Source organism: Mycobacterium noviomagense (genome assembly GCF_010731635.1).
GTDB lineage: Bacteria > Actinomycetota > Actinomycetes > Mycobacteriales > Mycobacteriaceae > Mycobacterium > Mycobacterium noviomagense.
In genome coordinates, this window is sequence record NZ_AP022583.1 from 754,783 (window position 1) to 774,524 (window position 19,742).

Below are 19,742 nucleotides of genomic sequence, written 5' to 3' on the forward strand. Positions count from 1 at the left end.
ATTCGAGGGTTTAGCCGGGCGGACACGACCGGCTGGCGTCGCGCGGTCGTGCACTGATGCTCGGGCAGGCCTACTTCGAGGCTGATTGGCGGCGGGAGGCACTGCGGACCAACCTGTGGGTGGTCCCGGTGGCGGAGACGCTGGCGATATTGCTGCTGTTTGCCCTCACCTTCTGGGCGGACCGTGCGGCGTACAACGGGATAATCGCGCTGCCGTCATGGGTTCTGAGCGGTACGGCGGATTCGGCTCGAGTGGTCTTGGCCACGGTCGCCGCGGCGATCATCACCGTGGTCGGCATCGTTTTCTCGATTACCATCGTGGCCCTCACCCTGGCCTCAACGCAGTTTGGGCCTAGAATGTTGCGTATTTTCGTGCGCGACAGGGGAACTCAAGTTGTGTTGGGGACGTTCGTCGCGTCGTTTTGCTACGCGATGATCAGCCTGGTATCGGTCGGCGGAGGCCCGCATGGCGATTTCGTTCCGCATCTGTCGATCACCGTCACTTTGATCCTGACCTTGGCGGACGTCGGCGTGTTGATCTACTTCCTCAATCACATCGCCTCGATGATTCAGCTTCCGGTGGTGATCGCGCGGATCGCCGGCACGCTGGCCGACGAAATCGCAGCACAAGATCGTGGTGGCGTGTTCGGTGTGGGAGCGGCACGCGGCCCCTCAGCCGAAGAATTGTTGGCGCAGTTAGCTGAGTCAGGCGCCCCGATCCGCACTCCGCGCAGTGGCTATCTTCAGGTCATCCGCCACGACACACTGCTGAAGATCGCTTCTGCGGCCAATGCTGTCGTTCAATTGCCTTATCGACCGGGGCATTTCCTGGTCGCAGGTCAGGTAATGGCCTGGGTGTGGCCACCCGATGCTGCCGGATCTATCGAAAAGAGCCTTGCGCTCGGCCACGTTACCGGCGCCTATCGCACTCTGCCACAGGATATTTCGTTCGGCTTTGATCAGTTGGTCGAGATAGCGTTGCGTGCGCTGTCGCCGGCGGTCAACGACACGTTCACCGCGCTGACGTGCGTCGACTGGATCGCCGACTGCCTGTGCCGGATCTCCACTTCATGGCGCCCGCAACGGATCCGGCGTGACGCAGAGGGTCGCGTTCGCGTGATCGCCTACCAAGCCGATTTCGATCGCCTGGTAGAGCGTACGTTCGACACCATCCGTCAGGCCGCAGCCGGCGTGCCGGCCATCATGATTCGCCAGCTCGACGCGCTGGCCAAGGTCATCGAACAAACCCCCGACCGGACCCGGAGAACGGTGTTGATCCGCCAGGCCGAGGCGATCCAGCGCGCTAATCTGGCCACGGTGGTCGAACCCATGGACCGCGATGACGTCACGCAGCGCTACGAGATGACAATGGCACTGCTGCGCCCGACCCTTGCACCGGCATCGCCCGAAGGCGTTCACCCGCCAATTACGGTGATTCAGTAGCGTTCCGGGTCAACTCTTAGCCTAAGACGAAGTAACGTACCCATAGGTAACCGACGGAAAGTACCAACGAGGTCCCGGTCACGATCGCCCCCTTACGGGTGAAATCCCAAAACGAGATGGGAGTGCCTGCACGCTGGGCGATTCCGGCGACCACGATATTCGCGCTGGCCCCGACGGCAGTGAGGTTGCCACCGAGGACGGTGCCAAGCAGCAGGGCCCACCACAGCACGCCTTGGTTGGTGTGGTCGTGAATCGACGAGGCGAACTCCGCGACGATCGGCGTCATCGCTGCGGCATAGGGGACGTTATTGACGAACCCGCTGAACAGAAACGACACTCCGAGGATCAACATCGTCGTGAGCCAGGCATTGCCGTGGGTCGCATGGCTAGCGAGATGGGCCAGCGCGTTGATGACACCAGTCTTTACCAAAGCCCCGACCATGATGAACAGGCCCGCGAAGAACAGCAGAGTCTCCCACTCGACGCTGGACAGGTAGAACTCACGGGTCAGACCGGACATCACGATGAGGATGCCGGCACCGGTCATCGCCACCAGCGACGGCTCCATGTGAATCTCCTTGTGCGCGACGAAGCCTGCGAACACCGCAACGAGGACAATCCCACACTGGATCAGCAGTCGACGGTTTTGGATAGCTTCTCCCTCGTCCAATGACATGACATCGGCGACCCGCTCGGCGTCGGCGGTGAAAGCGCCGGGGAACATGCGGGGCAAAAGCGCCAGCAGGGCGCCGAGAATAATGACCACGGCTGGCGCCATGTGGACGAGGAAGGAGATGAAACTCAGCTTGGCTCCGGTGCCGATGATGATCGTGGTCGGGTCACCGACCAGGGTCGCCGCACCCCCGATGTTGGCGGCGAACGCCTCGACCATGAGAAATGGCGCGGCACTGACCGCCAGCCGCTCGCACACCAAAAGCGTGACCGGTGCAATCAACAAGACCGTGGTCACGTTGTCCAGGAAGGCCGATCCGAACGCAGTGACAAGCACCAGCAATACCATGATTCGCAGCGGGGAACCTTTGGCGCGCTTGGCTGACCAGATCGCCACGTAATCGAAGACACCGGTCTGGCGTACCACGCTGACGATGATCATCATCCCCAACAGCAGAAAGATGACGTCCCAGTCGATCCCGGTCGCGCGTGAGTAGAAGACTTCATCGGAATTGATCATCGGCAAAAAGAACATGGCCGTCGCGCCGGCCAGTGCCACCAACGTCGTGTTCACGCGGTCGCTGGCGATCAACGCGTACGCGACCACGAATATCGTGGCCGCATAGATGGCGCTCATCGGCTCCCCCGCCGCTGTGCACGCTCGCCCGGCAGTGGAGCGCGCACCGAAACGGCGCTCAAGATTTGAGCACGGCGGCAAGCAGACGCGATGCTGTGATCACGCCCTGCAACCCGCCGTCCTTGGTCACCGGGATCAGCGGGCTTCTCAGCCGCGCCATCACCGCCGCTACCTCGATGATGGTGTCGTCGACATCGGCCGGCGGTACGTCGGTCAGGTGCTCGGGCAGCATGTCGCCGACCGTCTTGCCTTCCAACCTTTCCGCAACGTGATCAGCCATCGACTCCTGCAGCACACCCGCCAGTGACGGATCATCTTGCACATAGCGCGGCACGATGAAGCGGACCACCTGGGAGGCCGGTAGTACCGCATAGGGGCTGCCCGAGGCGTCGACGACCAAGACTCCAGGTAGGCGCCGCAGCGCTAACATGCGAACAGCTTCGAGTGCCTCCGAATCGGTGGTCAAGACCGGAAAATCCTCAGCCATATCGGCAGCGCGCATACGGCGAAGTTACTACCGCCCGTCAGCGACTGCAGGGCCAACCGGCTCACCGCCGGTCAAGCGGTCGAGTTGCTGCGCCCGGCGCAGATGGAGGTCCGCGACGGTAGGCGAGGCGTAAAGAAAGCGTCAACGTCCCTGCCCTCCGGGCACCGACGCGCTTACCGTCATTGCAGGCCTCACCAGGGAGGGCGCAGTTAATGCTGCTTCGAATGTGGTCGATGCATCGGCCAGTCGGGGTTGTCGTGAACGGAGAACAGGTGTCTGTCGTGCTCTACCTTGTGCTGACGGTTGCGGTTTTCGCTCTGCTCGGCACGGTCCTGAAGCTGGTCGAACGATTGTGACCGCCGCGAACATTGTCGGTCTGGTGCTGGCCGTCCTGCTCGCGTTGTTGCTCGGTGCGGCCCTGATCTTTCCGGAGCGGTTCTAGTGAGCAGCGCAACAACAGGGGTGCTGTTTGTCGTGCTGCTGGCGGCGGCGCTGGCGGTGGCCCATGTGCCGCTGGGCGACTACATGTACCGGGTCTACACGGCCCAAAAGCACGCGCGCATAGAACGTCTCATTTATCGCCTCATCGGCGCCAACCCGAGTTCGGAACAGCCGTGGGCCGCCTACGCGCGCAGTGTGCTCGCGTTCTCGGCGGTCAGCATCGTGTTCTTGTTCTGCTTGCAGCTGCTGCAAGACAAGTTGCCGCTGCACCTGCACAATCCGGCCACACCGATGACAGCGTCGCTGGCCTGGAACACCGCGGTCAGCTTCGTCACCAACACCAATTGGCAGAGCTACTCCGGTGAATCGACCCAGGGACATCTGGTGCAGATGGCCGGCTTGGCAGTGCAAAACTTCGTGTCCGCAGCGGTCGGCATGGCGGTCGCCATCGCACTCGTCCGGGGGTTCGCCAGCCGCAATAGCAGTGAGCTCGGCAACTTCTGGGTCGACGTGGTGCGGGGCACCCTGCGAATTTTGCTGCCCATCTCCGTCGTCGGCGCCGTCCTGCTTCTCGCCGGCGGCGCTATCCAGAACTTCCATCTGCACGACCAGGTGGTCGCCACGCTGGCCGGTTCTCCGCAGACCATCACGGGCGGTCCGGTCGCCAGCCAGGAGGCGATCAAGGAGCTCGGCACCAATGGCGGCGGGTTCTTCAACGCCAACTCCGCGCACCCGTTCGAGAACCCGACCGTATGGACGAACTGGGTCGAGATCTTCTTACTCCTGGTCATCAGCTTCTCGCTGCCGCGCACTTTTGGCCGCATCGTGGGCAACAAGAAGCAGGGTTACGCGATTGCTGCGGTCATGGGTGTCATCGCCACCATGAGCATCACCATGATGATGCTGTTTCAGTTGCATCATCACGGCACCGTCCCCACGGCAACGGGAGCGGCGATGGAAGGAGTCGAGCAGCGTTTCGGGATCGCCGACTCGGCGATCTTCGCCGACGCGACGACGCTGACGTCCACCGGCGCTGTCGATTCCGCGCATGACTCCTACACCAGCCTGGGCGGCATGATGACGATGTTCAACATGCAGCTGGGCGAGGTCGCGCCCGGCGGCACCGGCTCGGGTCTGTACGGCATGTTGATCCTTGCGATCATCACGGTTTTCGTGGCGGGCTTGATGGTCGGCCGCACCCCGGAATACCTCGGCAAGAAGATCAGGCCGCGCGAAATCAAGCTTGCCGCAGGCTATTTCCTGGTAACCCCGCTGATCGTGCTGCTCGGCACGGCCATCGCGATGGCGTTGCCGGGCCCGCGCGCCGGCATGGCCAACACAGGACCGCACGGTCTGTCGGAGGTGCTCTATGCGTTCACCTCTGCGGCGAACAACAACGGCTCCGCGTTTGCGGGTTTGTCGGCAAATACGACCTGGTACAACACTGCCCTCGGACTTGCGATGGTGTTCGGCAGATTCTTGCCGATCGTTCTGGTGCTCGCGCTGGCCGGTTCGCTCGCCGGTCAGGGCAGGAGGCCGGAGTCGCTCGGCACGCTACCCACGCATAAGCCTCAGTTCGTCGGCTTGGTCGTCGGCGTCACGATCATCTTGGTTGCCCTCACCTTCTTGCCCGCCTTGGCACTGGGACCTTTGGCCGAAGGGATTCACTGAAAAATGGTCTCCGTCGCAACGGGTTCGAGCGCACCACATGCCAGCCATGCGCCGGCGGAACGGGTTCACGGCGGTCTGCTCGACCCCAAGATGCTGGTGACGTCGCTGCCGGATGCCCTGCGAAAGCTCGATCCCCGCACCCTGTGGCGCAACCCGGTGATGTTCATCGTCGAGATCGGCGCTGTGTGGTCAACGGTCCTGGCGATCGGCGAACCGAGCTGGTTCGGGTGGCTTGCCGTGTTCTGGCTTTGGCTGACAGTGCTATTCGCCAACCTGGCCGAAGCGGTCGCCGAGGGTCGAGGTAAAGCGCAAGCTGACGCCCTGCGCAGGTCCAAGGCCGACACGATCGCGCGCCGGCTGCGCGATTGGGTGCCCGGGGCCGCGGGCATCGAGGAACGCGTTCCCGCACCGCTGCTGCAGCAAGGTGACATCGTCGTCGTCGAAGCCGGCCAGATCATCCCGGGAGACGGTGACGTCATCGAAGGCATTGCCTCGGTGGACGAATCGGCCATCACCGGCGAATCGGCACCGGTGATCCGGGAATCCGGCGGCGACCGCTCGGCGGTCACCGGAGGAACCACCGTGCTGTCGGATCGCATCGTGGTCAAAATCACCCAGAAGCCCGGGGAAAGCTTCGTGGACAAGATGATTGCGCTGGTGGAGGGCGCCAATCGGCAAAAGACGCCGAATGAGATCGCGCTGAACATCCTGCTGGCCGCGCTGACGATCATCTTCCTGTTCGCGGTCGCGACGCTGCAGCCGCTGGCGATCTACTCCAAGGCCAACAACCCCGGTGTGCCCGACACCGTCGCTGTCGGGGCTGGCGGCGTCACCGGAATCGTCTTGGTAGCGCTGCTGGTATGTCTGATCCCCACCACGATCGGTGCGCTGCTCTCGGCGATCGGCATCGCCGGAATGGACCGGCTGGTGCAGCGCAACGTCTTAGCCATGTCCGGGCGCGCCGTCGAAGCAGCAGGTGACGTCAACACCCTGCTGCTGGACAAAACCGGAACGGTGACGCTGGGCAACCGGCAAGCGTCGGAGTTCATTCCGCTCAGCGGCGTGACTTCCGAGGCCCTGGCCGACGCCGCGCAGCTGGCCAGCCTCGCCGACGAAACGCCCGAAGGCCGCTCGATCGTCGTGTACGCCAAAGACGCTTACGGGTTGCGCGCCCGGACACCGGGCGAACTCGCCGACGCTTCGTGGGTGGAGTTTTCCGCCACGACCCGCATGTCTGGTGTCGACGTCGACGGACGCCAGCTGCGCAAGGGCGCGGCCAGCGCCGTCGCCGAATGGATACGCGGCCACGGCGGAAAGGTCCCCGTCATCCTGGGCGAGATCGTCGACGGAATCGCCGCTGCCGGTGGAACTCCGCTTGTCGTCGGGCAGGTAACGGCGGTCGACGGCGGAAAAAAGGCCGAGGTGCTCGGCGTCATTTACCTGAAAGACGTCGTCAAGCAAGGCATGCGCGACCGGTTCGACGCCATGCGCCGGATGGGCATCCGAACCGTGATGATCACCGGTGACAATCCGTTGACCGCCAAGGCAATTGCCGACGAAGCGGGCGTCGACGACTTTCTCGCCGAGGCCACCCCCGAAGACAAGCTGGTGCTGATCAAACAGGAGCAGGAGGGTGGTCGGCTCGTCGCGATGACCGGCGACGGCACGAACGACGCACCGGCGCTGGCTCAGGCCGACGTGGGGGTGGCGATGAACACCGGAACCACCGCGGCCAAGGAAGCCGGCAACATGGTGGATCTGGACTCCGACCCCACCAAGCTCATCGAGATCGTGGAGATCGGCAAGCAGTTGTTGATCACCCGCGGCGCGCTGACCACGTTCTCGATCGCCAACGACATCGCCAAGTATTTCGCGATCATCCCGGCGATGTTCGTCGCCCTGTTTCCGGGTCTGGACCTGATCAACGTGATGCGGCTGCACAGCCCGCAGTCCGCGATCCTATCGGCCGTCATCTTCAACGCACTGGTCATCGTGGCCCTGATTCCGTTGGCGCTGCGCGGTGTTCGCTACACCCCCAGCAGCGCGTCGAAACTGCTCAGCCGCAACCTGTACGTCTACGGACTGGGCGGAATCGTCAGCCCGTTCATCGGAATCAAGTTGATCGACTTGGTGGTTCAACTGCTACCCGGGATGTCTTAAAGATGAAGTTCACCAACGTGGTACGCCAACACTGGGCCGCCTTGCGCGCGCTGCTCGTGTTCACCGTCATCCTGGGTGCCGGATACCCGCTGCTCATTTGGTTGGTCGCGCAGCTTCCAGGTTTGCATGATAAGGCGGAGGGCTCCATCATTCGGGCCCACGGTAAACCGGTTGGCAGCCGGCTGATCGGCCAATCGTTCACCGACGCCGCCGGCCGCGCGTTGCCCCAGTATTTCCAGAGCCGCCCGTCGGCGGCCGGCGACGGCTATGACCCCACCGCCAGTGGCGCCGGCAATCTGGGACCCGAAAGCGTCGTCGATACCCCGGCCGACCCGGCCAAGCTGGCAGCCGGTGCCAAGCCTGCCGAGGCCGGATTCAAGCCGAGCCTGCTCACCCTGGTGTGTTCGCGCAGCAAGGACGTCGGCGAACTGGAGCAGGTCGGCGGATCGCGTCCGTTCTGCACCGGCGGCGGTGTCGGGGCGGTGCTGTCGGTGATCGGGCCCCGCGATGCACGCGGCAATGTGGTGCACCCGACCAGGGTGGTCAGCGTCAACGAGCCCTGCGCAACCACCAGCGAGCCATTTGTCGCGACCTACGAAGGGGTACGGGTCGAGTGCGCACGCTTCGGCGAGGACTACTCGATCGGTCAAATCGTGCCCATCCGTGGCTCAGCGCCCTCCACTCCCGAGGTGCCGGCTGACGCCGTGACCGCCAGCGGCAGCGGTCTCGATCCCGATATCTCACCGGCCTACGCCGACATCCAGGTCACCCGGATTGCCCGGGCACGTCATGTCACAGTGGCTCAGGTACGCGAGTTGGTGGGCGAGAACCAGCGTGGGCGTGATCTGGGCATCTTCGGTGAGCCGCGGGTCAACGTGTTGCAGCTCAACCTGCAGCTTGACCAGAGGTTTCCGGTCGCACGCTGATGTCGCAGGTGGATGATGGTCACATGAGCGTCGTTGACCATCGCCGCAAACGCGGGGAGCTGCGCATCTATCTGGGTGCGGCTCCGGGCGTCGGCAAGACGTACGCGATGCTGTCCGAGGCCCATCGGCGGCTGGAACGCGGCACCGATCTGGTAGCCGGTGTGGTGGAGACGCACGGCCGCCGCAAAGTCGCGGAGCTGCTCAAGGGCATCGAGGTCATTCCTCGCCGCCGCATCGAGTACCGCGGTAGCTCCTTCGCCGAACTCGACGTGCCGGCCGTGCTAGCCCGCAATCCGCAGGTGGTCCTGGTCGACGAGCTCGCCCACACCAACGTCCCTGGCAGCAAGAACCCGAAGCGATGGCAGGACGTCGAGGAGCTGCTTGACGCCGGTATCACGGTGATCTCCACGGTCAATATCCAGCATCTGGAGAGCCTCAACGACGTGGTCGCCCAGATCACCGGGATCGAGCAGCAGGAAACCATACCGGATTCGGTGGTACGCCAGGCCTCCCAGATCGAGCTCATCGACATTACGCCAGAAGCGCTGCGGCGCAGGCTATCCCACGGCAACGTCTACGCGCCGGAAAAGATCGACGCGGCACTGTCGAACTACTTCCGCAGCGGAAACCTCACCGCGCTTCGCGAATTAGCGCTGCTGTGGCTGGCTGACCAGGTCGACGCCGCGCTGGCCAAATATCGTGCCGACAAACGGATTACCGACACCTGGGAGGCCCGCGAGCGCGTCGTGGTGGCGGTCACCGGTGGCCCGGAATCCGAGACACTGGTGCGCCGAGCATCCCGGATCGCCTCGAAAGCCAGCGCCGAGCTGATGGTGGTGCATGTCCTGCGCGGCGACGGGCTTTCGGGTGTGTCGGCATCTCGGATGGGCAAGATCCGGGAACTGGCCGCCAGCCTTGATGCTTCGCTGCACACCGTGGTTGGCGACGATGTGCCTACGGCGCTACTGGATTTCGCTCGCGAGATGAACGCCACCCAGCTGGTGATCGGGACATCGCGGCGCTCTCGGTGGGCACGCGTTTTCGACGAAGGCATCGGCGCCGCGGTCGTGCAGCGGTCCGGCAAGATCGACGTGCACATCGTCACTCACGAGGAATCCAAGCAGGGCTTTCGGACGGCATCGATTTCGCCGCGCGAACGCCGCACCGCATCGTGGCTGGCGGCCCTGATCGTCCCGTCCGTCATCTGCGCGGTGACGGTCGCCTGGCTTCAGCGGTTTTTGACCACCAGCGGGGCAAGCGCGCTGTTCTTCGTCGGGGTGCTGGTGGTTGCCTTACTGGGAGGCGTTGCCCCGGCGGCTCTTTCGGCGGTGCTGTCCGGTCTGTTGCTCAACTACTACCTGACCCCTCCCATCCATAGCTTCACCATCGCCGAGCCCGACGCCGCGGTCACCGAGCTGGTGTTGTTGGTGATGGCCGTGGCGGTGGCAGTTCTCGTCGACGGCGCGGCCAAACGCGCCCGCGAAGCGGGACGGGCATCGCGGGAGGCGGAGCTGTTGACGCTGTTCGCGGGATCGGTGCTGCGCGGCGCGGACCTGGAGACACTGCTCGAGCGGGTGCGTGAGACCTACGCGCAGCGTGCGGTCAGCGTGCTTCGCGAGCGCGGCGACGGCAGTCGCTACGTCGCGGCAGCAGTCGGCAGGGAACCGTGCACCACAGTCGATTCCGCCGATACCGCGATCGACGTCGGCGACGACGAGTTCTGGATGCTGCTGGCGGGCAAGAAGCTGGCCGCCCGGGATCGCCGCGTGCTGAGCGCGGTGGCCAAGCAGGCCGCGGGTCTGATCAAACAGCGTGAGCTTGCCCAGGAGGCCAGCCGGGCCGAAGCGATCGGCCAGGCCGACAAGCTGCGCCGCTCCTTGCTGTCGGCGGTCAGCCATGATCTGCGCACACCACTGGCAGCGGCGAAGGTCGCGGTCTCCAGCCTGCGGGCCCAAGATGTCGACTTCTCCGCCGAGGACACCGCCGAATTGCTCACCACCATCGAGGAATCGATCGACCAGCTCACCGCGCTGGTGGGCAATCTGCTCGACTCGTCGCGGTTGGCGGCCGGCGCAATTCGCCCCGAGCTGCATCGGGTGTACCTCGAGGAAGCGGTGCAGCGCGCGCTGGTCAGCATCGGCAAGGGCGCCACTGGCTTCTTCAGATCCGGTATCGACCGCGTCAAGGTCGACGTCGACGGATCGGTCGCGATGGCCGACGCCGGGCTGCTGGAACGAGTTTTGGCGAACCTTATCGACAACGCATTGCGCTACGCGCCCAACTGTGTGGTGCGCGTCAACGCAGGAAGGGTGGGCGATCGCGTGCTGATCAACGTGATCGACGAAGGTCGCGGAATCCCGCGCGGCAGCGAGGAACAGATCTTCGAGGCCTTCCAGCGGTTGGGGGACCACGACAACACCACCGGTGCGGGATTGGGGCTGTCAGTGGCGCGCGGCTTCGTCGAGGCCATGGGCGGCACGATCCAGGCGACCGACACGCCGGGCGGCGGATTGACGGTCGTCGTGGATCTCGCTGCGCCGCAGGGGGATGGGGCCGCGCCGATTCAGCGCGACGCGACCAGCGTCACCGTCCAGGAGGAGCGGCGCACTTGACACGTGTGTTGGTCATCGACGACGAGCCGCACATCCTGCGGGCGCTGCGGATCAACCTGTCCGTGCGCGGTTACGAAGTGACTACCGCCGCGAGCGGCGCCGGTGCGCTACGTGCCGCGGCCGAACACCGGCCGGATGTCGTGATCCTGGATCTGGGGCTGCCGGACATCTCCGGCACCGAGGTATTGGCCGGGCTGCGCGGCTGGCTCAATGCACCGGTCATCGTGCTCTCGGCGCGCACCGACTCGTCGGACAAGGTCGAAGCGCTCGATGCGGGCGCCGACGACTACGTGACCAAGCCGTTTGGTATGGACGAGTTCCTCGCCCGGCTACGCGCAGCGGTGCGCCGCAACGCCGCGGCAACCGAGATCGATCAGCCGGTTATCGAAACTTCTTCTTTCACAGTCGATTTGGCTGCCAAAAAAGTGATCAAAAACGGTGCAGAAGTTCACCTGACGCCGACCGAGTGGGGAATGCTGGAGGTGTTGGCTCGGAACCGCGGCAAGCTGGTGGGTCGCGAAGAGCTTCTCAAAGAGGTGTGGGGACCGGCGTACGCCACCGAAACACACTATCTGCGTGTCTATTTAGCGCAGCTGAGACGCAAACTCGAAGACGACCCATCGCGACCTAAACATCTGCTCACCGAGGCGGGCATGGGATATCGCTTCGAAACATGATGTTAATTCCGCGCAATCAATCGTAACGCGTTTCAAATTCATTCTTTAGGTATTTGCTAGTAGAGTCCCGCCAATGAAAAATGTGGCGCATTTGCCTATGGCGGTCACCGTTGCCGCTGGTATCGCACTGACGGGTTTGGCGGGGACCCAAATTGCTGTTGGGTGGGCTGGCGGCTGGCAGGCTACGGCCTACCACACCGGTCGTGCGATGGCCGGCGCTATGCACAACGAGGGCAATAACGCCGGTGAGCCCGCCAATTACCCCGGCGATGGCACCGACAATTATGGGACCGACAGTGGCGGAGGCGGAGGCGCGGGAGGATGAGCCACCGAGTGCTGCTCCGGTGAGCTGGGCGCTACTTGCCGTATTAACTTTCTGTTAAGCGCGTGGATGCTCGGGGTTGTCCGCCATCGGCATCCAGCGCGAGCTACTGAGGCCGACCGTCGAGCGAAGAACCAGAACCGCGATCCTCGACAGGTCGCCCAGCGCACTCGCAGCACCACTGAAACTTGCCTGCCTAGTGCGGTTTTCGCGCCGCGGGATTGCGCGTTGCCGACCCCATTTTGCCTTACGGCAATGTCAAAATTTTTGCTCAGCACACCTATGCAATCGGTGCGTCGCCGTAGTCCTTCCCTCGTTCAGTCGCTCGTGGCGCCATTCGACCTTCCGGTGATTTAACCGGCGGCGCTTGGCCGGTCGATTTATAGTCATGCCCATCAATGTCAGTCGAAGGGGGTTGATGCCTGACAATATGAAGCCGTGGTGTAACGGTCGAGACAACCAGGTCGAGTTCTTTCGGCTTGGCACGACGTCGGGCGATATCGGGACCATTGTCCATCGCGGTCGGCCGCGTTTTTCCGGCAAACCTGGTCCGCTGAAGTCTTCGACCGCTCGACCGCAATCGAGCTTTGGGTATAACGGACAAGGCCATGCAGAGCCACATAATCGTCAGCGGTGAAGACGCGCTGGCGACAACGATCGTCGAGGAGCTGAAAAGCGCCGGCGCGAGCATAGCCAAGCTCGCCAACTCTGAATTTTCCGACGCGGGGGTCCAAACAGAGCTTGCCGCCGCAGGGGTCGCCCGAGCAGTGGCCGTTGTGTGCGCAGGTGATGACGACGCGACAAATCTCGAAATCGCGCTGCTGGCAAGGAAAGCCAACCCGGACACCCGCGTGGTGGCTCGGCTGGCCAATGACGTGCTCCGAGAAGCGGTGGCCGCCGATAACGGGCCGGGCGCAATCCTCAACGTCGCTGACCTTGCGGCGCCGGCAATCGTCGAGGCGTGTCTGGCGCACACCATGCACCCGTTCGAGGCGGCCGGCATCAAATTCGTTGTCTGGGGCACCGAAGCACAGCGTGACGCGACGCTGCGCGAGCTCTACGGCGACTTGGCACCGGTGGCGGTGATCCATGGAGACAACTCCCCCACGCCCGACGAGGTGGTGGTGTGTCCCGGCCGCGATTTGCGGGTGCATGCCGGCGACTGGACGGCGATGATCGGGACAGCCGACGAACTGGCCGCCCGCGCCATCAAGGTGCCGCGCCCGACCGGAACACGCGCGCGTCAGCCGCGGCTGCGGCGAGTGCTCGACGCGGCACGCACCCTACGCGACGACATCAACCCGGCGTTTTACCCCGTGATCGCCGCGGTGCTCGCCCTGCTGTTCGGCGCAACGGCCGTGTTGCGATTCACCTACACCGGGCGCAGCGGGATGTCGTGGGTTGACGCGTTGTACTTCACGACCGAGACGATCACCACGACGGGCTACGGCGACTTCAGCTTCAGCCACCAGCCGACATGGCTGCGACTGTTCGCCGCCATGTTGATGTTCGGTGGCGTGACGACCATTGCTCTGCTTGTCTCGTTCATTGCCGACGTCCTGCTGTCGCGCCGCTTCGTCTACTCGGCCGGACGGCCGAGGGTGCGTCATCTGCGCAACCACATCATCGTCGTCGGGCTGAGCGCGCTCGGCATCCGCGTCGTCAGCGACTTGATCGCCGCCGGCTATGACGTCGCGGTGATTGAACACGACGAGAATAACCGCTTCCTGTCGTCGGCGGCAGAGCTCGACGTGCCGGTGATATTCGGGGACGCGACGCTGCCCCAGACGCTGGAAGCGGCCCGCGTCGACCGCGCCCGCGCAGTGGCTGTCCTGACGCGCGACGACATCATCAATATCGAGACCGGGATCGTGCTCCGGGAGATGTTGGGACCCCGGGTGTGGCCCGATATTAACCGGTGGCGGGACGTTCCGATTGTGCTGCGGGTCTACGACCGCACGCTGGGCTTCGCGGTGGCGCAAAGGTTCGACTTCCAAAACGTTCGCTCGACCGTCGAACTGGCCGCACCATGGTTCATCGGTGCCGCGATGGGCCTGCAGGTGCTGGGGACGTTTTCGGTCGGGCAGAGCTCGTTTGTGGTCGGTGCAATGCACGTCGAACCCGGCAGTGAACTCGACGGGCTGCGAATGTTTGATATGTCCACCCAGACGCGCGTCATCGCGATCACCCGTCCGAACGAACCCGTCAAGCTGCATCCGCGCCGCGATGCCCTGCTGAGAGGCGGCGACACGGTCTATCTCGTCGGCCCCTACCGAGAACTGCTCGACACTTTGCGCAAGGGACAGCCGCCCCAGCAGTCCAGTACCCAAGACGACCGCCCGCGCGAAGATCAAGAGGTCAGCCGACGGTAACTCAAGTAGCCGGTTTTCCGAGAACCGTGAATTGCCGGCAGGGGTCGCGAAAAACCGTTAAGAAGTCGTTAACGAATTCCTACAGTTTCGGTCAAGAACTCATACTGGATTTGCCTGGCAGTCACGCCAGTCTTTGATGGGCAACCTAGCCGTAACGTAATCTGCAATTACGTTTGCCCAGCAGTCACCGGGGGGAGCCCGTGTTTCTCGTAGCCTTTCAGTCGGCGCCGGTGGCCATGACGGCGGGCATCTCACCCTGGATCGCTGGTCGACGGTCAGCACTGAGTTCTATAGACATCGCCGCGCAGACCACCGACTCGGCGGGCCTAATGAGGCGGCGGCAGTGAATTTTCCGATGTTTCCGCCAGAGGTCAACTCCGGTCTGATGTATACCGGACCAGGTTCGGGGCCGCTGCTGGCCGCGGCGACAACCTGGGAAGGGCTGGCCGCTGAGCTGTCTGCAGCAGCAAACGCATATCAATCGGTCGTTGCGGGACTCACCACCGGGCCATGGCTGGGGCCCGCATCGGCTTCGATGGCTGCCGCAGTGGCCCCCTATGTGACCTGGATGAGGACCACGGCGGCGCAGGCCGAAGAAACGGCCGCTCAGGCCAGAATGGCGGCCGCAGCCTACGAGACGGCTTTCGCCGCAACCGTCCCGCCGCCGGCGGTCGCGGCGAACCGCAGCCTTTTGATGATGCTGGTGGCGACGAACATCCTCGGACAGAAGACCCCCGCGATCGCGGCGACCGAAGCACAGTACTCAGAGATGTGGGCCCAAGACGTCGCCGCCATGTATGGCTACGCGACGGCGGCGGCCTCCGCAACCGTGCTGACACCGTTCGACCCGCCCCCACGGAGCTCCCACCCCGGAGCCGGGGCCAACCAAGCGGCCGCCGTCGGCAAAGCCACGGGCACCGCCGCCGGCAACGCGCGGAGCACCGTCTCGTCTACGCAGCAAGCCTTCTCCGCGGTGCCCAACGCACTCCAGAATCTGGCAGCGGCACCAGCCGCGGCGGCGGATCCTCCGGATCCACTGAGCACGACGGCCAACCTGATTTCCGTTTTTGTCGACTTGCCAAGCGGCCTGGCTACCCTCGGCATCGATACGCCACTCGCGCCGTTGTCGGCGGTGGCTCTCCCGTTCGACGTAGTCAGTGCGCTAACTGGTTTCCACACCGACGACATCGTCAGTGGCTGGGCAGGCGTGGAGCCCTGGCCCGGGACGGGCACAGTGCCGCCAACGGAGTTCCCCGCGATTATCACGGGCCCGATTGCGCCGTCGGCGCCAGCCGTCTCTGCGGGTGTGGGCCAGGCGAACACGGTCGGGGCGTTGTCGGTGCCGCCGACGTGGACCGTGTCGACGCCAGCGGTACGTCCCGTCGCGGTGACCCTGCCGGCCTTGCCCGGGACCGGCGTTACCGCGGCGGCAGAGGCCGCCGCGGAGGGAGTGACAGGTGCCTCAGGCAGCACGTTCAGCGACATGGCTCTGGCGGGTATGGCCGGGCGCGCCATGGCCGGAACCCTCGGCACCGGCCGGGATCGCGGCAAGGCGACTCCCACCGACCGCGTCACGTCTGCCGATAAGCGGACCGCGACTACCGGTGATAGCGCCGCGGGTGACCGCGAAGGTGAGGGGCCGGAGACCCAACCGCGAACTGTGGTGACCGGTGTCGCGGCCGAGCTGCGCGAGTTCGCCAGGCTGCGCGACGAGGGGATTTTGACCGAAGAGGAGTACACCGAACAGAAAAACCGTCTGCTCGGGCGCTGAAAACATGGACTTCGCGATGTTGCCACCGGAGGTCAACTCCGGTCGAATGTATGCCGGTCCCGGGTCGGGACCGATGGTGGCGGCTGCCGAGGCCTGGGAAGGGCTGGCGGCTGAGCTACATTCGGCGGCGAACGCATACAAGTCGGTGATCTCGGGACTGACCGCTGGGCCGTGGCTGGGCCCGTCGTCGGCGTCGATGGCGAGTGCAGCCGCATCCTACGTGGTGTGGCTCAGCGCCACCGCCGCGCAAGCCGAGGAGACGGCGGTCCACGCTAAAGCGGCGGCGGCGGCCTACGAAGAGGCGTTCGCATCGACGGTGCCGCCGCCGGTGATCGCGGCCAACCGCGCGCAATTGACGGCGCTGGTAGCGACGAACGTGTTGGGGCAGAACACACCGGCGATCGCGGCGACAGAGGCCCATTACATGGAGATGTGGGCCCAGGACGCCGCCGCGATGTACGGCTATGCGGTTTCATCGGCATTGGCGACCGCGTTCAAGCCGTTTATGGCACCGCCGTCGAGTACCAATCCCGGCGGTACTGCTACCCAGGCCGCCACCGTCGGTCATGCCACCGGTACCGCCGCCGGCAATGTGCAAAGCACCGTTTCGTCGGCCCAGCAAGCCTTTTCGGCGGTGCCGAGCGCACTGCAGAGCTTCGCGGCGGCGCCAGCAGCCGCGGCCGATCCCCCGGACCCGCTGAGCACGCTGGCCAACCTGATTTCCGTCTTCGTCAACTTACCCAGCGGCTTGGCTGCACTTGGCGTCAACGCTCCAATGGCCATCTTGGCGCCAGTGGATCTTCCGTTCACCGTTGAAGGTGCTCTTTCCGGTTTGCACACGGATCAGATCGTCAGCGGCTGGGCAGGGGTGCAGCCCTGGCCCGGCACAGGATCGGCGCCTCCGACGGAATTCCCGGCGATCATCACGAACCCCGGCCCGCTGGCGGCGGCGGCGCCGGCGTCATCGGTGTCGGCGGGCCTAGGCGAGGCGAACAGGGTTGGCGCTTTGTCAGTGCCGCCGACGTGGACCGTCGCGACGCCGGCGGTACGACCGGTAGCACTGGCATTGCCGACCACCAGCACGGCCGCAGCTGCGGAGGCCGCCGAGGAGGGAATCACTGGGGCGCCGGGAAACCCGTTCACCAACATGGCTTTAGCGGGCTTGACCGGAAGCGCTATGGGCGGAGCCCTGGGCACCGGCGGCCAGGATCGCGGCAAAGCGGCACCGGGTGAACGTGTGGCGGCTCGCGCCGGACGCGCGGCAACTCCCGGTCACAGTACGGCGGCTGACAGCAAAGCCCAACCGTCGCAGAGCAATCCACGGCTCGTGGTGACCGGTATCGCGGCGAGGATACGCGAGATCGCTAAGCTCCGCGACGAGGGAAAACTGTCCCACGAAGAATTCACCGAGCAGAAAAAACGCCTTCTCGGCCGCTGAATCCTTGCGCCTCGACGTGCAGACGGGTCAGGCGATCGAGAGCGCGATGCCGTCGAGAATGTCGTGTTCGCTGACGACCAACTCCTCGATGCCGGCGCGCTGGTGCAGCAGGTCGGCCAGCTCCTCGACGATGATCGCGCCGGCGCCGATCACGTCCGCCCGACCGGCGTGCATCGGACCGAGCGCGGCGCGCTGTCCTGCCGTCATACCGATCAACCGGTCGCAGACCCCCATCAGTTTCTCGTGGCCGACACGTGAAAGATGAATGGCCGCAGAATCATACGTAGCCATATCTTGCGCCAACGCCGCTAGTGTCGTCATGGTCCCGGCCACCCCCACCCACGTCCGGGCCTGCTCGACCGGGACTGCACGCAGTGCCACGCCGAGCCGTTCACGAACCACTTCCCGGGCAGCCGCCACTTCCGCCGGCGTCGGCGGATCAGAGTGCAGGCATCGTTCGGTCAGCCGGACACAACCGATGTCGGCCGAGAAGCTCGCCGCTAGTTCCTCGTGCCCCAACACAATTTCGGTGGAGCCGCCGCCCAGGTCCACGACCAGGAAAGGCCCTGCAGCGCAATCTAATTCGTCGACCGCCCCGCGAAAAGACAGTTCGGCTTCCTGGGCGCCAGTGATCACTTCGGCCACTGCGCCCGGAACCGCGGCACCTAGCACCTCGGCGGTCATCGCGAAGAAGACATCGCGATTCGCGGCGTCGCGGGCGGCCGAGGTGGCGACCATGCGCACCCGCTCGACATTGTGTGACTTCAGTAGAGCGACGTAGTCGACGAGCGCGGCGCGGGTACGCTCCAGCGCCTCGGGCACAAACGCACCGGTCGCGTCAACTCCTTGACCCAGCCGCACGATGCGCATCTCGCGGTGGACGTCGCGCAGATGCCCCTCGACCACGTCGGCGATCAAAAACCGAATTGAATTGGTGCCGCAGTCGATTGCGGCTACCCGGCTCATATCCACTCCCCCGCCACCAGAATGCCGGCCATCGCGGGGTCGGTGGACAGCATCGCCAGCGCCTCGTCACCGAGCGGATTGACCCCGCGGCCTTTGGCCAGCGAATGTGCTACCAGCACATGCAGGCACTTCACCCGGTCCGGCATACCGCCGGCCGAAACCGTCGTTCCCAGCGGCTCAATCGCATCACGCTCGGCCAGGTATGACTCGTGGGCTCGTCGATAGGCGGTGGCCAGTTCGGGGTCGTGGCGCAGCCGCTCGGTCATCTGCCGCATCAGCCCTGCCGATTCCAGGCGGCCGACAGCGGCGGTCAGCACCGGGTGCGTGAGATAGTACAACGTCGGAAACGGCGTTCCGTCAGGAAGTTTCGGCGCTGTCTTTACCACACCTGGCTCACCGTTGGGGCAACGATAAGCGATTTCCAATACCCCACGGGGCTCGCGGCCGAGCTGCCGCGCAATCGCCTCGAGGTCGGCACAATCAACCACCGGGCGGTACCGGATGAGTCGGTCCGGAGCCCGGGGATGGAGGTGGGGCCGGACCCGGTGGTGGCGGCGGCGCGGGCGGACCGTGCGGGGTGTCGGCGATGGTGTGCCACAACGCCGTGTACCACGGTTGATTGGCGGCGGTGGTCGCCGTTTGCGGCCCGGGCTCGGTGGGTGATGCCGCCGACGGCGGAAGCTGGACCTGATACGGGATGTCGCCGGGCTTCACGAAGCCGAGGCGCTCACGGGCCTGCGCCGCGATGTACGCCGGATCCGACAGCTTGACCTTCTGCTGCTCCAGCTCGGCGATCTGCCGACGCAGCGCGGCCTCGGTGGCGGCCAACTGATTCATCTCGGTGCGCTGAGCGAAATAAGTGCGTACCGGACCGGCGATCGTCAACGTCAACACGCACACCACGGCGGCCAGCACCGCCGCCCGCCGCGCGGTAAACCCCAGCCGCTGCTCGGAGCGCTGCTCAGCCGACTCGATGATCGACCGCTTGATGGGCTCTGCGACCGGTTCCGGCGCCGCCCGGGACTCACCGCGACCCCGAGGCGAACCCGGCGACTTGCGCCGGGGGCTCGGCACCGAATCGCGGGGTCGGCCCGGCCGCGAGGCCGGGGACCGTCGCTTGGGATCGGGCCGCTTCCCTTCGGACATCG

At 64.8% G+C, this 19,742-nt stretch carries 15 protein-coding genes; 10 read left to right on the forward strand and 5 right to left on the reverse strand.

Annotated features, from left to right (window positions below; genetic code table 11):
- Positions 1 to 56 precede the first annotated feature (56 nt).
- Positions 57 to 1,442: a DUF2254 domain-containing protein gene (locus tag G6N15_RS03315; protein WP_083089854.1), complete on the forward strand. Its 1,386-nt coding sequence runs from the start codon at positions 57 to 59 to the stop codon at positions 1,440 to 1,442.
- A gap of 16 nt (positions 1,443 to 1,458) precedes the next feature.
- On the opposite strand, the gene G6N15_RS03320 is transcribed toward G6N15_RS03315, so the two are convergent.
- Both G6N15_RS03320 and G6N15_RS03325 read right to left on the reverse strand, forming a co-directional pair.
- A complete protein-coding gene (locus G6N15_RS03320; protein ID WP_083089853.1) occupies positions 1,459 to 2,751 on the reverse strand; it encodes an ArsB/NhaD family transporter in 1,293 nt (430 codons plus the stop codon).
- 58 nt (positions 2,752 to 2,809) lie between these two features.
- Entirely contained in the window at positions 2,810 to 3,253 is a 444-nt protein-coding gene (locus tag G6N15_RS03325; protein ID WP_083089852.1) for a CBS domain-containing protein, read from the reverse strand.
- A gap of 337 nt (positions 3,254 to 3,590) precedes the next feature.
- On the opposite strand from G6N15_RS03325, the gene G6N15_RS23060 reads away from it, so the two are divergent.
- The 9 genes from G6N15_RS23060 (at position 3,591) to G6N15_RS03370 (ending at position 17,628) form a co-directional block, all read left to right on the forward strand.
- Entirely contained in the window at positions 3,591 to 3,680 is a 90-nt protein-coding gene (locus G6N15_RS23060) for a potassium-transporting ATPase subunit F (protein WP_139798034.1), read from the forward strand.
- The gene (gene kdpA, locus G6N15_RS03335) at positions 3,680 to 5,350 is read left to right on the forward strand and encodes a potassium-transporting ATPase subunit KdpA (protein WP_083089850.1); all 1,671 of its coding nucleotides are present in this window, start codon (positions 3,680 to 3,682) and stop codon (positions 5,348 to 5,350) included. Before G6N15_RS23060 ends, kdpA begins: the two co-directional genes overlap by 1 nt.
- Before the next feature lie 3 nt (positions 5,351 to 5,353).
- Complete coding sequence (kdpB, locus tag G6N15_RS03340) at positions 5,354 to 7,510, forward strand: potassium-transporting ATPase subunit KdpB (RefSeq protein WP_083089849.1); 2,157 nt, start codon at positions 5,354 to 5,356, stop codon at positions 7,508 to 7,510.
- A gap of 2 nt (positions 7,511 to 7,512) precedes the next feature.
- Complete coding sequence (locus G6N15_RS03345) at positions 7,513 to 8,436, forward strand: potassium-transporting ATPase subunit C (protein ID WP_083089848.1); 924 nt, start codon at positions 7,513 to 7,515, stop codon at positions 8,434 to 8,436.
- Positions 8,436 to 11,048 carry a sensor histidine kinase gene (locus tag G6N15_RS03350; protein WP_083089847.1) on the forward strand — a complete coding sequence of 871 codons (2,613 nt, stop codon included), beginning with the start codon at positions 8,436 to 8,438 and terminating at the stop codon, positions 11,046 to 11,048. The genes G6N15_RS03345 and G6N15_RS03350 overlap by 1 nt, the downstream gene beginning before the upstream one ends.
- The gene (locus G6N15_RS03355) at positions 11,045 to 11,725 is read left to right on the forward strand and encodes a response regulator (protein ID WP_083089846.1); all 681 of its coding nucleotides are present in this window, start codon (positions 11,045 to 11,047) and stop codon (positions 11,723 to 11,725) included. The genes G6N15_RS03350 and G6N15_RS03355 overlap by 4 nt, the downstream gene beginning before the upstream one ends.
- Before the next feature lie 930 nt (positions 11,726 to 12,655).
- Positions 12,656 to 14,419, forward strand: coding sequence for an NAD-binding protein (locus G6N15_RS03360; protein ID WP_083089844.1), 1,764 nt, complete (start codon positions 12,656 to 12,658; stop codon positions 14,417 to 14,419).
- Between the two features lie 343 nt (positions 14,420 to 14,762).
- The gene (locus G6N15_RS03365) at positions 14,763 to 16,190 is read left to right on the forward strand and encodes a PPE family protein, SVP subgroup (RefSeq protein WP_163747920.1); all 1,428 of its coding nucleotides are present in this window, start codon (positions 14,763 to 14,765) and stop codon (positions 16,188 to 16,190) included.
- A 4-nt stretch (positions 16,191 to 16,194) separates the two neighbouring features.
- On the forward strand, positions 16,195 to 17,628 hold the full coding sequence (locus tag G6N15_RS03370; protein WP_083088510.1) for a PPE family protein, SVP subgroup: 1,434 nt from the start codon (positions 16,195 to 16,197) through the stop codon (positions 17,626 to 17,628).
- A gap of 27 nt (positions 17,629 to 17,655) precedes the next feature.
- Here the strand turns inward: G6N15_RS03370 and G6N15_RS03375 are convergent, their stop codons facing one another.
- The 3 genes from G6N15_RS03375 to G6N15_RS03385 are packed head-to-tail and all read right to left on the reverse strand — an operon-like array spanning position 17,656 to position 19,740.
- On the reverse strand, positions 17,656 to 18,600 hold the full coding sequence (locus G6N15_RS03375; protein ID WP_139797889.1) for a Ppx/GppA phosphatase family protein: 945 nt from the start codon (positions 18,598 to 18,600) through the stop codon (positions 17,656 to 17,658).
- Positions 18,591 to 19,082 carry a DUF501 domain-containing protein gene (locus G6N15_RS03380; RefSeq protein ID WP_083088512.1) on the reverse strand — a complete coding sequence of 164 codons (492 nt, stop codon included), beginning with the start codon at positions 19,080 to 19,082 and terminating at the stop codon, positions 18,591 to 18,593. The genes G6N15_RS03375 and G6N15_RS03380 overlap by 10 nt, the downstream gene beginning before the upstream one ends.
- Complete coding sequence (locus tag G6N15_RS03385; RefSeq protein WP_083088513.1) at positions 19,075 to 19,740, reverse strand: FtsB family cell division protein; 666 nt, start codon at positions 19,738 to 19,740, stop codon at positions 19,075 to 19,077. The genes G6N15_RS03380 and G6N15_RS03385 overlap by 8 nt, the downstream gene beginning before the upstream one ends.
- Between the last annotated feature and the right edge of the window lie 2 nt (positions 19,741 to 19,742).

Bases quoted from the DNA above. Each gene is read 5' to 3' on its own strand.
- G6N15_RS03345 (WP_083089848.1), top strand. From the start codon at position 7,513: ATGAAGTTCACCAACGTGGTACGCCAACACTGGGCCGCCTTGCGCGCG.
- G6N15_RS03320 (WP_083089853.1), bottom strand. From the start codon at position 2,751: ATGAGCGCCATCTATGCGGCCACGATATTCGTGGTCGCGTACGCGTTG.
- G6N15_RS03360 (WP_083089844.1), top strand. From the start codon at position 12,656: ATGCAGAGCCACATAATCGTCAGCGGTGAAGACGCGCTGGCGACAACG.
- G6N15_RS03315 (WP_083089854.1), top strand. From the start codon at position 57: ATGCTCGGGCAGGCCTACTTCGAGGCTGATTGGCGGCGGGAGGCACTG.
- kdpB (WP_083089849.1), top strand. From the start codon at position 5,354: ATGGTCTCCGTCGCAACGGGTTCGAGCGCACCACATGCCAGCCATGCG.
- G6N15_RS03370 (WP_083088510.1), top strand. From the start codon at position 16,195: ATGGACTTCGCGATGTTGCCACCGGAGGTCAACTCCGGTCGAATGTAT.
- G6N15_RS03325 (WP_083089852.1), bottom strand. From the start codon at position 3,253: ATGCGCGCTGCCGATATGGCTGAGGATTTTCCGGTCTTGACCACCGAT.
- G6N15_RS03385 (WP_083088513.1), bottom strand. From the start codon at position 19,740: ATGTCCGAAGGGAAGCGGCCCGATCCCAAGCGACGGTCCCCGGCCTCG.
- G6N15_RS03350 (WP_083089847.1), top strand. From the start codon at position 8,436: ATGTCGCAGGTGGATGATGGTCACATGAGCGTCGTTGACCATCGCCGC.